The sequence below is a fragment of the Micromonospora sp. WMMD1082 genome (assembly GCF_029626175.1).
In the GTDB taxonomy this organism is placed as follows: Bacteria; Actinomycetota; Actinomycetes; order Mycobacteriales; family Micromonosporaceae; genus Micromonospora.
Genome location: NZ_JARUBM010000002.1, coordinates 3,398,132 through 3,411,497, shown reverse-complemented (window position 1 = coordinate 3,411,497; position 13,366 = coordinate 3,398,132). Strand labels below are relative to the sequence as shown.

12 protein-coding genes are annotated in these 13,366 nt (G+C 70.9%); all 12 read right to left on the bottom strand.

All coding sequences use genetic code 11. The annotated features are described in order from the left end of the window. The 12 genes from nuoH to O7615_RS15695 all read right to left on the bottom strand — a co-directional run bounded on the left by nuoH (nt 1) and on the right by O7615_RS15695 (nt 13,243). Nucleotides 1-1,347 carry an NADH-quinone oxidoreductase subunit NuoH gene (nuoH, locus tag O7615_RS15750; RefSeq protein ID WP_278178376.1) on the bottom strand — a complete coding sequence of 449 codons (1,347 nt, stop codon included), beginning with the start codon at nt 1,345-1,347 and terminating at the stop codon, nt 1-3. Then, nucleotides 1,344-3,839 carry an NADH-quinone oxidoreductase subunit G gene (locus tag O7615_RS15745; RefSeq protein ID WP_278178375.1) on the bottom strand — a complete coding sequence of 832 codons (2,496 nt, stop codon included), beginning with the start codon at nt 3,837-3,839 and terminating at the stop codon, nt 1,344-1,346. The genes nuoH and O7615_RS15745 overlap by 4 nt, the downstream gene beginning before the upstream one ends. 58 nt (nt 3,840-3,897) lie before the next feature. Continuing rightward, complete coding sequence (nuoF, locus tag O7615_RS15740) at nt 3,898-5,214, bottom strand: NADH-quinone oxidoreductase subunit NuoF (protein ID WP_278178374.1); 1,317 nt, start codon at nt 5,212-5,214, stop codon at nt 3,898-3,900. Then, on the bottom strand, nt 5,211-6,251 hold the full coding sequence (nuoE, locus tag O7615_RS15735) for an NADH-quinone oxidoreductase subunit NuoE (protein ID WP_278178373.1): 1,041 nt from the start codon (nt 6,249-6,251) through the stop codon (nt 5,211-5,213). Before nuoE ends, nuoF begins: the two co-directional genes overlap by 4 nt. After that, a complete protein-coding gene (locus O7615_RS15730) occupies nt 6,248-7,573 on the bottom strand; it encodes an NADH-quinone oxidoreductase subunit D (RefSeq protein WP_278178372.1) in 1,326 nt (441 codons plus the stop codon). The genes nuoE and O7615_RS15730 overlap by 4 nt, the downstream gene beginning before the upstream one ends. A gap of 55 nt (nt 7,574-7,628) precedes the next feature. After that, nucleotides 7,629-8,360, bottom strand: coding sequence for an NADH-quinone oxidoreductase subunit C (locus O7615_RS15725; protein ID WP_278178371.1), 732 nt, complete (start codon nt 8,358-8,360; stop codon nt 7,629-7,631). Next, entirely contained in the window at nt 8,357-9,034 is a 678-nt protein-coding gene (locus tag O7615_RS15720; RefSeq protein WP_278178370.1) for an NADH-quinone oxidoreductase subunit B, read from the bottom strand. The genes O7615_RS15725 and O7615_RS15720 overlap by 4 nt, the downstream gene beginning before the upstream one ends. Before the next feature lie 13 nt (nt 9,035-9,047). After that, nucleotides 9,048-9,413 (bottom strand): NADH-quinone oxidoreductase subunit A, encoded by a 366-nt coding sequence (locus O7615_RS15715; RefSeq protein WP_278178368.1) that lies wholly within the window; start codon nt 9,411-9,413, stop codon nt 9,048-9,050. A 108-nt stretch (nt 9,414-9,521) separates the two neighbouring features. After that, the gene (locus tag O7615_RS15710; RefSeq protein WP_278178367.1) at nt 9,522-10,796 is read right to left on the bottom strand and encodes a geranylgeranyl reductase family protein; all 1,275 of its coding nucleotides are present in this window, start codon (nt 10,794-10,796) and stop codon (nt 9,522-9,524) included. A 147-nt stretch (nt 10,797-10,943) separates the two neighbouring features. Continuing rightward, nucleotides 10,944-11,153: a hypothetical protein gene (locus tag O7615_RS15705; protein ID WP_278178366.1), complete on the bottom strand. Its 210-nt coding sequence runs from the start codon at nt 11,151-11,153 to the stop codon at nt 10,944-10,946. Nucleotides 11,154-11,199: 46 nt separating this feature from the next. After that, nucleotides 11,200-11,922 (bottom strand): demethylmenaquinone methyltransferase, encoded by a 723-nt coding sequence (locus O7615_RS15700; protein ID WP_278178365.1) that lies wholly within the window; start codon nt 11,920-11,922, stop codon nt 11,200-11,202. Between the two features lie 136 nt (nt 11,923-12,058). Beyond that, nucleotides 12,059-13,243 (bottom strand): hypothetical protein, encoded by a 1,185-nt coding sequence (locus O7615_RS15695; protein ID WP_278178364.1) that lies wholly within the window; start codon nt 13,241-13,243, stop codon nt 12,059-12,061. Nucleotides 13,244-13,366: the final 123 nt, after the last annotated feature.

Genomic DNA, 13,366 nt, shown 5'->3' with positions numbered 1-13,366 from the left:
TCACACCTCCTCAGAGTCCTGGCCGGCGGGAGCGTTGGCCGGCTCCCGCTCGGCGACCATGCGCCGGGTGCGCGGGCTCGGTGGTACCTGGAGATCCAGCGGGGGCAGCGGGAAGCTGCCCTGCGGCCGGTTGTCGACCTGCTCGGCGAGGGTCGGCTTCGGCTGCGGCTTGCGGCTCGGCCAGAACAGCGAGGCGATCAGCAGCACGCCGCCGACGACCCCGAACAGGACCAGCCGGTCGTTGCGCTCCCAGTTCTGCACCTTGAGCCAGCTGGCGAGGAACACGATCCAGACCAGGCTGACCGGGATCAGCACCTTCCAGCCGAGGCGCATGAGCTGGTCGTACCGCAGCCGGGGCAGCGTGCCCCGCAGCCAGACGAAGACGAAGACCAGCGCGATCACCTTGGCGAAGAACCAGAGCAGCGGCCACCAGCCGGAGTTGGCCCCCGACCAGGCGCTGATCGGCCACGGCGCGTACCAGCCGCCGAGGAAGAGCGTCACGGTGAAGGCCGACATGGTCACCATCGCGACGTACTCGCTGAGCATGATCAGCGCGAACTTCAACGAGCTGTACTCCGTCATGAAGCCGGCCACCAGCTCCGACTCCGCCTCCGGCAGGTCGAACGGCGGCCGGTTGGTCTCGCCGACGATGGAGATGAAGAAGACGACGAAGCTGGGGAAGAGCAGCAGCGCGTACCAGCCGGGGCCGTCGATGTTGAAGCCGAAGACGTTCAGCTCGATGCCGTTGCCCTGCGCGGCCACGATCTCGCTGGTGGACATCGTGCCGGCGAGCATGAACACCGCCACGATGGACAGCCCCAGCGCCACCTCGTAGGAGATCAGCTGGGCGCTGGAGCGCAGACCGCCGAGCAGCGGGTACGTCGAGCCGGAGGCCCAGCCGGCGAGCACGATGCCGTAGACCGCCATCGACGAGAGCGCGAGCACCACCAGCACCGCCACCGGCACGTCGGTGACCTGCAACGGCGTCTGGTGACCGAAGATGCTCACCATCGGGCCGAACGGGATCACCGACAGCGCGGTGACCGCACAGATCACCGAGATGGCCGGGGCGAAGAAGTAGATGACCTTGTCCGACGAGCGCGGGAGGATGTCCTCCTTGAAGGCCATCTTCAGGCCGTCGGCGAGCGTCTGCAGCAGACCGAACGGGCCGAGCTGGTTGGGGCCGGGGCGCACCTGCATGAAGCCGACGACCCGGCGCTCGAACCAGACGCCGAGCAGCGTGCCGAGCAGGGCGACCAGGAAGGCGAAGACGATCTTGCCGAGGATCAGCCACCACGGGTCGTGGCCGAAGTCGCTCAGCGACGGCGCCTGGGCGAGGTAGTTCATGCCGTACCCCCGGAGGAGTTGAGTATCGGGCCCGGCCGGCCGGCCGCGTCGGCGGCGACCGGCCCGGTCGCGCCGGGTGCGGAGACCCGCACCACCGCGCCGGAGCTCGCGCCCAGGCTGCGGCGCACGGTCGCGCCGGGCGAGTTGGTGGGCAGCCAGACCACGCCGTCCGGCATCTCGGTGATCGCCGCCGGGAGGGTCAGCGCCCCCCGGTCGGTGCCCACCGTCACCGGGTCACCGTCGGCCACACCGAGCGCCTCCGCGCTGCCCTTACCCAGCCGGACCACCGGCGGGCGGGCGGTGCCGCCCAGGTGCTCGTCGCCGTCGGTGAGGCTGCCCAGGTCGATCAGCTGGTGCCAGGTCGCCAGGACCGCCTCGCCGGCGCCCGGCTGCGGCACCGGTGCCGGCGCGACCGACGGGGCGGCGGGCGGCGCCACCCGGGTCGCCGGCAGGCCACCCAGCTCGCGCCGGACGGTCAGCACGTCCCCGGTGCCCAGCCGCACGTCCAGCTGGGCCGCGAGCGCGTCGAGCACCCGGCCGTCGGTCATCGCGGCCGTGTCCAGCACCGCGTCGAAGGGACGCAGCCGACCCTCCCAGTCCAGGAAGCTGCCGGCCTTCTCGACCACCGGGGCGACCGGCAGGACCACGTTCGCCCGGCGGGTCACCGCGCTGGCCCGCAGCTCCAGGCTGACCAGGAACGGCACCGCGTCCAGGGCCTGCTCGGCCAGCCGCGGGTCGGCCAGGTCCGCCGGGTCGACCCCGGCCACCACCAGCGCGCCGAGCTGGCCCGCGGCGGCGGCGGCGAGGATGCCGTCGGTGTCCCGACCGGCCTGGCTCGGGATCACCCCGGCCGGGATGTCCCACGCCTCACCCAGCTCGGCGCGGGCGGCCGGCTCGGTGACCAGGCGCCCGCCGGGCAGCAGGTTGGGCAGGCAGCCGGTGTCGACGGCACCCCGGTCACCGGCGCGGCGCGGCACCCACGCCAGCTTCGCCCCGGTACGCGCGGCCACCTCGGCGGCGGCGGAGAGGCCGCCCGGCACGGTGGCCAGCCGCTCGCCGACGATCAGGATCGCGCCCTCGGTGCCGAGCGCCTCGGCGACCGTGGCGTGCTCGGCGAGCACCCCGGCCTCCTCGCCCGGCACCACCCGGGCCAGCTTGGCACCGAGCTTCTCCAGACCCCGGGTGGCGAACGGCGCGATCGCGTACACCTTGAGCTTGTTCTTCAGGTACGCCTTGCGCAGCCGCAGGAAGAGGATCGGGCACTCCTCCTCCGGCTCCAACCCGACCAGCACCACGGCCGGGGCGTTCTCGACGTCGGTGTAGGTGACGTCGGTGCTGCCGGCGACGGTGCTGGCCAGGAAGTCGGCCTCCTCGCGGGAGACCGGGCGGGCCCGGAAGTCGATGTCGTTGGTGTGCAGTGCGACCCGGGCGAACTTGGCGTACGCGTACGCGTCCTCGACGGTCAGCCGACCGCCGGTGAGCACCCCGGCACCCTGGCCCGCGTCCCGGGCCGCGCGCAGCCCCTCGGCCGCGACGCTGAGCGCCTCGCTCCAGGACGCCTCCCGCAGCTCGCCGGTGCGCTCGTCGCGGACCAGCGGGGTGGTGAGCCGGTCGGCGGCGCGAGCGTACTGGAAGCCCCACCGCCCCTTGTCGCAGTTCCACTCCTCGTTGACCTGCGGGTCGTCGCCGGCCAGCCGGCGCAGCACCTTGCCCCGGCGCCAGTCGGTGCGCTGGGCGCAGCCGGCCGAGCAGTGCTCGCAGACGCTCGGGCTGGAGACCAGGTCGAAGGGGCGGGCGCGGAACCGGTACTGGGTGCCGGTCAGCGCGCCGACCGGGCAGATCTGCACGGTGTTGCCGGAGAAGTACGAGTTGAAGGGGACGTCCCCTTCCTCGCCCTCGGCGCCGTACTCCTCGTCCCGGTAGATGTTGATCTCTTCGGCGGAGGAGCGGTTCATCAGGTCGATGAACTTGTCGCCGGCGATCTCCTCGGTGAACCGGGTGCAGCGCTGGCAGAGCACGCACCGTTCGCGGTCGAGCAGCACCTGGGTGCTGATCGGCAGCGGCTTCGGGTACTCCCGCTTGTGCTCGTGGAAGCGGGAGTCGCTGCGACCGGTCGACATGGCCTGGTTCTGCAGCGGGCACTCGCCGCCCTTGTCGCACATCGGGCAGTCGAGCGGGTGGTTCACCAGCAGCAGCTCCATGATCCCCTCCTGCGCCTTCTTGGCGACCGGGGAGGTGAGCTGGGTACGGACCACCATGCCGTCGGCGACCGTCTGGGTGCAGGAGGCGACGGGCTTGCGCTGCCCCTCCACCTCCACCAGGCACTGCCGGCAGGCGCCGGCCGGCGCCAGCAGCGGGTGGTCGCAGAACCGGGGGATCTCGGTGCCCATCTGTTCGGCGACACGGATCAGCAGCGCCCCCTTCGGGGCGGTGACCTCGACGCCGTCGATGGTGAGCGTGACCGTGTCGGTCGACTTGGCAACGTCCGTCACTGTGCTCGCCTTTCGCTCGCGGCTGCGGGGCTCGCTCCGCTCACTCCTCGCACTCGCATCAGTGGGCTCCCACCAACTGCTTGTCGGACAACTTCGGCGCGGTCCGTCCCTCGATGTAGTCGAGGTAGTCCTGCTTGAAGTACTGCAGCGACGAGGTCACCGAGCTGGTGGCGCCGTCACCGAGGCCGCAGAACGAGCGGCCGAGAATGTTGTCGCAGGTGTCGAGCAGGGTGTCCAGGTCGTCGTGGGTGCCGGTGCCGGAGAGGATGCGCCGGTAGACCCGGACCATCCAGTAGTTGCCCTCCCGGCACGGGGTGCACTTGCCGCACGACTCGTGGTGGTAGAACTCCAGCCACCGGTAGGTCGCGTAGACCGGGCAGTCCTGGTCGGAGAAGATCTGGGTGGCCGTGGTGCCGAGGATCGAGCCGGCGGCAGCCACCCCCTCGAAGTCCAGCGGGACGTCCAGGTGCTCGGCGGTGAGCAGCGGCGTGGACGACCCGCCCGGGGTCCAGAACTTCAGGTTGTGGCCGGGCTGCATCCCGCCGGCCAGCTCCAGCAGCTCGCGCAGGGTGACACCCAGCGAGCACTCGTACTGGCCGGGGTGGACGATCCGACCGGAGAGCGAGTAGATCATCGGCCCGGAGGACTTCTCCGTGCCCATGGTCTTCCACCAGTCCGCGCCACCGAGCACGATGTACGGCACGCTGGCGATGGTGCCGACGTTGTTGACCACGGTGGGGCTGGCGTACAGGCCGTGGGTGGCGGGGAACGGCGGGCGCAGCCGGGGCTGCCCCCGGAAGCCCTCCAGGGAGTCGAGCAGCGCCGTCTCCTCCCCGCAGATGTACGCACCGGCACCGGAGTGGACCACCAGCTCCAGGTCGAAGCCCGAGCCGAGGATGTTCCGCCCGAGGTAGCCCTTGGCGTACGCCTCGTTCACCGCGTTGCGCAGCCGGCGGGCCGCGTGCACGGCCTCGCCGCGGATGTAGATGTAGGCCCGGTTGGCCCGGATCGCGTACGACGCGATGATCACGCCCTCGACCAGCGAGTGCGGGTCGTGGGTCATCAGCGGCAGGTCCTTGCAGGTGCCCGGCTCGCCCTCGTCGGCGTTGACCACGAGGTAGTGCGGCTTGCCGTCGCCCTGCGGGATGAACCCCCACTTCAGGCCGGTGGGGAAGCCGGCACCGCCGCGTCCGCGCAGCCCGGAGTCCTTGATCAGCTGGATCAGGTCGTCCGGGTGCGCCTTGATCGCCTTACGCAGCGCCGCGTAGCCGTCGAGCCTCTCGTAGGTGCCGATCCGCCAGGCGTCGGGCGACAGCCAGCGCTTGGTGAGCACCGGCGTCAGCTTGGCCAGGGTCTGCGGCGCGGGCGTGGTCACTTCTGAGCCCCCTTGTCGTTCGCGGAGCCCTGGCCTCGGCCGGTCGACTCCGCCTCCCTGAGGTTGCGCTCCTGCGCCTCGGCGTCGTCGCCGGCGGGCTTGGCGTCACCGGCCGGCCGGTTGGCCGCCGCCCCGGCGGCCTCCGCCGCCTGGGCGTCGCGCGGTCCGGGCGGCGTCCCGTCGACCGGGACCTTGGTGCCGGGGGCGTCCGGCACGGCGGTCTTCGCGTCCGGCTGCCGGGTCTCCGCGGTACGCACCTGCGGCGACTTGCGGTCCGGTGCCGGCACGTCGGGCGCGGTGCTGCCGGTCGGGGCCGCCTTGGCCGGGGTGGCCGGTGCGGGCTTGTCACCGGCCTGGCCGCTGCGGATCGGGGTGCTGGGGTCGAAGCCCGGCGCCGAGATGCCGTGCTGCTGGGCCAGCCGCAGGCCGCGCAGGCTCGGCTCGCCCGGCACCCCGTCGGCGACCGCGCCCTCGCGTGGGTCGGCGAAGCCGGCGAGCTGGATCGCCATCTCCTTGAGCGTGCAGAGGCGGGCGCCCCGGCTCGGCGTGGGCCGGCCACCGGCGCGCAGCTCGTCGACCACCCCGACCGCGGCCTGCGGGTCGACGCCGTCGAAGAAGTCGTAGTTGACGGTCATCACCGGGCCGTAGTCGCAGGCGGCCAGGCACTCGGCGTGCTCCAGCGTGACCTTGCCGTCGGCGGTGGTCTCGTCGTGCCCGACGCCCAGGTGCTCGGCGAGGGTGTCGTAGACCTCCTGGCCACCGAGCACGTTGCACATGGTGTTGGTGCAGACGCTGACCAGCCAGTCGCCGGTGGGCCGGCGCTTGTACATCGTGTAGAAGCTGGCGACCGCGCCGACCTGGGCCTTGTTCAGGCCGAGCACCTCGGCGCAGAACGCCACGCCGGCCGGGGAGACGTAACCCTCCTCGGACTGCACGAGGTGCAGCAGGGGCAGCAGGGCCGAGCGGGACCGGTCCGCCGGGTAGCGGGCGATGATCTCCCGTGCCCTGGTCCGCGTCTCGTCAGTGAAGACAGTCACCGGTCACAACCTCCCATGACGGGGTCCAGCGAGGCGCCGCCGGCGATCACGTCGGCGATCAGGCCGCCCTCGGCCATCGCGGGCAGGGCCTGGAGGTTGACGAAGCTCGGCTCCCGGTAGTGCACCCGGTACGGCCGGGTCCCGCCGTCGGAGACCGCGTGCACGCCCAGCTCGCCGCGGGGCGACTCGATGCCGACGTAGACCTGGCCCGGCGGCACCCGGAAGCCCTCCGTCACCAGCTTGAAGTGGTGGATCAGGGACTCCATCGACTGGCCCATGATCTTGGCGACGTGCTCCAGCGAGTTGCCCATGCCGTCGACGCCGATGGCCAGCTGCGCCGGCCAGGCGATCTTCTTGTCGGCCACCATCACCGGGCCCGGCCTGAGCCGGTCCAGCGCCTGCTCGACCAGCTTGAGCGACTCCCGCATCTCGGCCATCCGGACCAGGTACCGGCCCCAGACGTCGCCGTCGGTGTGCGTCGGCACGTCGAACTCGTACGTCTCGTAGCCGCAGTACGGCATCGTCTTGCGCAGGTCCCAGGCCAGGCCCGCCGAGCGGAGCACCGGCCCGGTGACGCCGAGCGCCACGCAGCCGGTCACGTCGAGCACCGCGACGTTACGCGTCCGCTCCAACCAGATCGGCTGGCCGGAGAGGAGATCCTCGTACTCCTTGAGCCGCTTCGGCATGACCTTCAGGAACTCGCGGATCTTGACGATCGCCTCGTCCGGCACGTCCTGGGCGACCCCGCCCGGCCGGACGTACGCGTGGTTCATCCGCAGGCCGGTGATCAGCTCGAAGATCTCCAGGATGTACTCGCGCTCCCGGAAGCCGTAGAGCATGATCGAGATGGCGCCCAGCTCCATGCCCGTGGTGGCCAGCCACACCAGGTGCGAGGAGATCCGGTTCAGCTCCATCATGAGCACCCGGATGGTGTTGGCCCGCTCGGTCACGTCGTCGGTGATGCCGAGCAGCTTCTCCACCGCGAGGGAGTACGCCGTCTCGTTGAAGATCGGGGAGAGGTAGTCCATCCGGGTCACGAAGGTCGAACCCTGTACCCAGTTGCGGTACTCCAGGTTCTTCTCGATGCCGGTGTGCAGGTAGCCGACGACCGAGCGGGCCTCCCGGACCGTCTCGCCCTCCAGCTCCAGAATCAACCGGAGCACGCCGTGCGTGGACGGGTGCTGCGGACCCATGTTGACGACGATCCGACCCTCGTTGATCGGGTCGACGCCCGAGACGACGTCGTCCCAGTCCCCACCGGTGACGTTGAAGACCCGACCCTCGCTGGTCTCGCGCTCGGTGGCGTAGTTCGAGGTGCTCACGGTGCCGGCCTTTCGTTCGCGACTGCGGGGCTCCGCTGCGCTGCACTCCTCGCGCTCACTGGTACGACCTCCGCTTGTCGGGCGGCGGGATCTCGGCGCCCTTGTACTCCACGGGCACGCCGCCGAGGGGGTAGTCCTTGCGCTGCGGGTGGCCCTCCCAGTCGTCCGGCATGAGGATGCGGGTCAGCGCCGGGTGACCGTCGAAGATGACCCCGAACATGTCGTACGTCTCCCGCTCCTGCCAGTCGGCCGTCGGGTAGACGGCCGTCACGCTGGGCAGGTGCGGCTCCTCGGCGGAGACGGCCGCCTCCAGCCGGATCAGCCGCCGGTAGGTCATCGAGGTCAGCTGGTAGACGACGTGCAGCCGGCGCTCGTCGGCGCCCAGATAGTCCACCCCGGACAGCGAGGAGAGCAGCTCGAAGCGGAGCGCCGGATCGTCCCGCATCACCTGGCAGACCTCGGCGATCCGCTCCGGGCGGATGTGCAGGGTCAGCTCGCCCCGGTCGACCACCACGTGCTCGATCGCCTCGCCGAAGGCCGGGTACGCCTCCTCCAGCGCGTCGTGGACCTCGTCGAAGTAGCCGCCGTACGGGCGCGGCGTGTCCTCGATCGCCCGGTGCTGCCGGACCAGGCCACCGAATCCGGAGACGTCGCCGCTGCCCTGGTTGCCGAACATGCCCCGGCCGGCCGGTGCGGCCGGCGGAAACTCGGCGGGTGCGCCGCTGGTCGCCCCGGCCGGCGTCACCGGAATCGGTACGCCGCCGGTGGTCGGCTTCTCGTCAGTCACTTGATCCCCCCGTACGGGTGGAGGTGGTTCTGGGCCTTCATCCAGTTCTCGATCCGCAGCTGCTCCTCGCGGCCCTCGCGGACGGCCTTCGTCCACTCGGCCCGCCGGGCCTTGTCGCTGCGGTACGACGACGGCATCGAGCCGTACGGCACCACCGGCACGTCACCGCGCGCCTCGCGGGCCGCCTGCATCTTGCGGCCGTTCGGGCCGAGCGGCTCGTGGCCGATCTTCTCGCGGAGCTTGAGGATCGCGTCGATGAGCATCTCCGGCCGGGGCGGGCAGCCCGGGAGGTACATGTCGACCGGCACGACGTGGTCGACGCCCTGCACGATGGCGTAGTTGTTGAACATGCCGCCGCTGCTGGCGCAGACGCCCATGGAGAGCACCCAGCGGGGCTCGGCCATCTGGTCGTAGATCTGGCGCAGCACCGGGGCCATCTTCTGACTCACCCGGCCGGCCACGATCATCAGGTCGGCCTGCCGGGGCGAGGCCCGGAAGACTTCCATGCCCCAGCGACCCATGTCGTAGTGCGGACCACCGGCGGCCATCATCTCGATCGCGCAGCAGGCCAGGCCGAAGGTGGCGCCCCAGACCGACGACTTGCGCGACCAGTTGACCAGCTTCTCCACCGAGGTGAGCAGGACGCCGGCGGGAAGTTTCTCCTCGATACCCATTGCCGTTCCTCCCTCAGTCCCAGTCCAGGCCGCCGCGTCGCCATTCGTAGGCGTACGCGACGAAGACGGCACCGATGAACACCAACATGGCCACGAACCCGAAGACCGGCAGGATGTCGAAGGAGACCGCCCACGGGTAAAGGAAGATCATTTCCACGTCGAAGACGATGAATAGCATCGCCGTCAGGTAGAACTTGACCGGGAACCGGCTTCCGCCGATCGGTTGCGGGCTAGGCTCGATCCCACACTCGTAGGCTTCGAGCTTGGCCTTGTTGTAGCGGCGAGGTCCGGCGAACCGGGCGGCGGCTATCGAGAACAGCGCGAAACCCGCGGCGAGGGCGAACAGCCCGATGATGGGTACGTACGGCGAGAGCGACATATTCTTCTCCTGCTCGTCCTTCCCTGCCCTCGTTGTTGGCGAATTTCACACTATTCACATCCCACCCGGCGACCGTCGGCGGGGGGTCGACCTGCCTGGTCAGCGCCCCTACACGGCGGGCGCTACCCGGGTCATCGCATTGATCACCCGGTCCATCGCGTCACCGCCGCGCGGATCGGTGAGGTTGGCCAGTAGCTTGAGCACGAAGCGCATCAGCGTCGGGTGGGGCATGCCGTGCTTGGTCGCCACGCGCATGACCTCCGGCCGGCCGATCAGCTTCACGAAGATCCCGCCCAGCCGGTAGTAGCCACCGAACCGGGTCTTCAGCTCCTGCGGGTACGCCATCAGCGCCCGCTCCCGCTCGATCCCGGCCGGCCGGGCCAGCGCCTGGACCGCGACCTCCGCGGCCAGTTCGCCGGACTCCATCGCGTACGCGATGCCCTCGCCGTTGAACGGGTTGACCATGCCGCCGGAGTCGCCGACCAGCATGACCCCCCGGGTGTAGTGCGGCACCCGGTTGAAGCCCATCGGCAGCGCCGCACCCAGGATCGACCCCTCGGCGTTCGTCTCGTCGGTCATGCCCCACTCCGGCGGCGTGTTGGCCAGCCAGTCGGTGAGCAGCCGCCGGTAGTTGGTCTTGCCGAAGGCCGAGGACGAGTTGAGGATGCCGAGCCCGACGTTGACCCGGCCGTCACCGAGGCCGAAGATCCAGCCGTACCCGGGCAGCAGCTCGTTGGTGCCCTTGGCCCGCAACTCCAGCCAGGACTCCAGGTAGTCGTCGTCATGCCGGGCCTCGGAACGGTAGTAGCGCCGCACGGCCACGCCGATCGGGCGGTCCTCCCGCTTGGCCAGCCCCAGGGCGAGCGGGAAGCGGCCCGAGACGCCGTCTGCGGCGACCACCAGCGGTGCGTGGAAGGTGGCGGGTGCGGCGTCCGGGCCGTCCTCGGCCTGCACCCCGATCACCCGGCCGTCGCCGTCGAGCACCGGCCCGATGACATTGACGCTGGTGCGCAGCTTGGCGCCGGCGGCCACGGCCCGCTGGGCGAGCAGGTCGTCGAAGTCGAGCCGGGTGCGCACCAGCCCGTAGTTCGGGAAGCTGGCCAGATCCGGCCAGTCCAGTTCGAGCCGGACGCCGCCGCCGATCACCCGCAGGCCCCGGTTGTGCAGCCAGCCCGCCTCGGGCGAGGTGTCCACACCCATGCGGATCAGCTGCCGGACCGCGCGCGGGGTCAGCCCGTCACCGCAGACCTTCTCCCGGGGAAACTCGGTCTTCTCCAGCAGCAGCACGCGTACGCCGTGCCGGGCCAGGTGGTACGCGGTCGCCGAGCCACCGGGACCGGCGCCCACGACGATCACGTCGGCGTCGTTCTCCACCGCGGTCATCTCCGCGCCTCCTCCCCGCCATGCTCGTGAAATGCTTCACAAGCCAAGCCGGGACGAGTCTATGACCGGCGCCGTACGCTCGCCTTGTTAGGGCGCCCTAACCTGCTGGAAACCAGACCGGGCGCGGCGTGCGGAGGCCGGCGGCGCTCAGAGCCGGGCCGGGTCGGCGCTGTCGAGGCCCGCGCGGATGGTCTCGGGCAGTTGCTCGCGCAGCGCGCCGCCGGCGGCCCGGTCCAGGGCCGCGAGCACCTCGGACACCACCTGGCGTACGTCGGCGGGATCCGCGCCGGCCAGATCCCTGAGCTGTTCGACCAGCTCCGCGGCATCGCCGATGGCCACATCCTTCGGATCCGTCATGCCGGCCAGCCTAAGGGCTCAAATCGGACCAATCCGTCAGATTCCCCTAATCAGGGGAATCTGCCTGCCGGATGCCGCGGTGCAGGGCCACCACCCCGCCGGTCAGGTTGCGCCACGCCACCCGGCCCCAACCGGCCGCCGCCACCCGCGCCGCCAGCGCCGACTGGTCGGGCCAGGCCCGGATCGACTCGGCCAGGTAGACGTACGCGTCGGGATTGCTGGCAACCCGCCGCGCCACCGCCGGCAGCGAGCGCATCAGGTACGACAGATAGACGGTACGGAAGGCGGGGTTGACCGGGGTGCTGAACTCGCAGACCACCAGCCGGCCACCCGGGCGGGTCACCCGGGCCAGTTCGCGCAGCGCGGCGTCGGTGTCGTTGACGTTGCGCAGGGCGAAGGAGATGGTCACCGCGTCGAAGCTGGCGTCGGCGAAGGGCAGCCGCAGGGCGTCCCCGGCCAGCAGCGGCACCTGTGGACGGCGGTGCTTGCCCGCGTACAGCATGCCGAGGGAGAGGTCGGCACCGACCGCGTACGCCCCGGAGTGGGCGAGTTCCTCGGTGGAGACACCGGTGCCCGCGCCCACGTCGAGCACCCGGTCCCCCGGGCGCAGGTCGAGCGCGGCCCGGGTGGCGCGCCGCCAGGAGCGGTCCTGCCCGAAGGAGAGGACCGTGTTGGTCAGGTCGTAGCGGGCCGCCACGCCGTCGAACATTGCGGCGACCTCGTGCGGCTGCTTGTCCAGGCTGGCGCGCTGGCCCTGCGGGATACTCACCCCCTCACTCTGCCAGCCCGGTCCGTGACTGCCCCGGTGCGGGTCACCGACACAGTCAGGGCGGGATGGTCACCCATCCCGCCCTGACTGCCGTGCGTTATGTGAACGGCCCGCGCGGGCCGATTGAGGACGAACCTCAGGCGTCCGTCTTCTCGTCACCCGGGGCCACCAGGACCACCCGGCGACGGCGGGACACCAGGAACATCGCCACGCCGGCGAGCAGCACGCCCGCGCCGATGCCACCGATCAGGCCGGCCTGCACACCGGTGACCGGCAGACCACCGCCACCACCGCCACCACCGGTGTTGGCGACGACGACCACGGCGAAGTCGTCCTTGTTGTCGGTCGGGTCGAGGTCGGCAAACTCCGAGTCCTCGGCGGCACGCACCTCGGCCTTACCGAAGGCCGGCTTGGTGGCCTGCTGGCTGACCCGGGCGTCGGCCGGCAGCACGCCGAAGGCCGTGGCCTCCAGCGAGCCGTTCTTCAGGGTGACCGGCGCCTCGACAGCCTCGTCCACCTCGACGGCCAGCGGGACGACGAGCACCGTGGCCGGCTCAAGCAGGAAGGTCTCGTCCTCGCAGACCGCCCCGCGCTTGTCGGAGCTGATCTCGCAGCCCTCGACCGGCAGGAAGGTGACACCCTCGGGCAGCTGATAGGTCAGCTTGATGCCCTGGGCGGTCAGGTCGCCCTGGTTGGCGACCTCACTCCAGACGAGGGCGGTGTCACCCGGTCGCACCGGGCCGCGCTCCTCGAAGGTGTCCAGGTTGACGCGGGTCTTCACGTCGGGGACGAGGACTCCCAGGTCGACGCCGCTCTCCGGGGTCAGCTCGACATCGACATCGACGCTGTTGTTGCTCTCGTCGGTGTCGTCCGGCGACTCGATGCTGATCGTCACCGGGGCGGTGTAGGGGCCGGTGACGTCCTCAGTGGCCTTGAACAGGACGATCGGCACCTCGGTCGTCTCACCCGGGCCGGGGATCTCGTCCCCGCTAAGCTCGCAGACCCACAGCTCGGGTTTGGTGTCACCGGTGACGTCGCACCCACCATCGGTGAACGCGCCCATCAGGAGCTTGTTGTCGTCCACCTTGGACGTGTCGACCTTGACGAGCACCTTGGTCGGCGTGCCCTCGCCCAGGTTGGCAATCTTGGCCCAGGCGATCTTGCCCTCGACACCGTCGGTGGCCCGGGTGCCGGCGGCGGTGATCGCCAGATCGGTCTCGGTCCCGGCGGCGTGGGCCGGTGCGCCGAACGCGGCAACGGTGCCCGAGGCGAGCAGCGTGGCCGCGGCCAGGCTGACGGCCCGGCGGGTTCGGAAGATCATGAAGTGGTCGCCCCCGTGGGATGAAGGAAAACGTACGGGCGGGGACGTTAGCGGTCGACGATCACCCGCGCCACCCCGGGAACACACCCGTCACAAGCTGCTCAGCTAATGGCCACTTAAGGA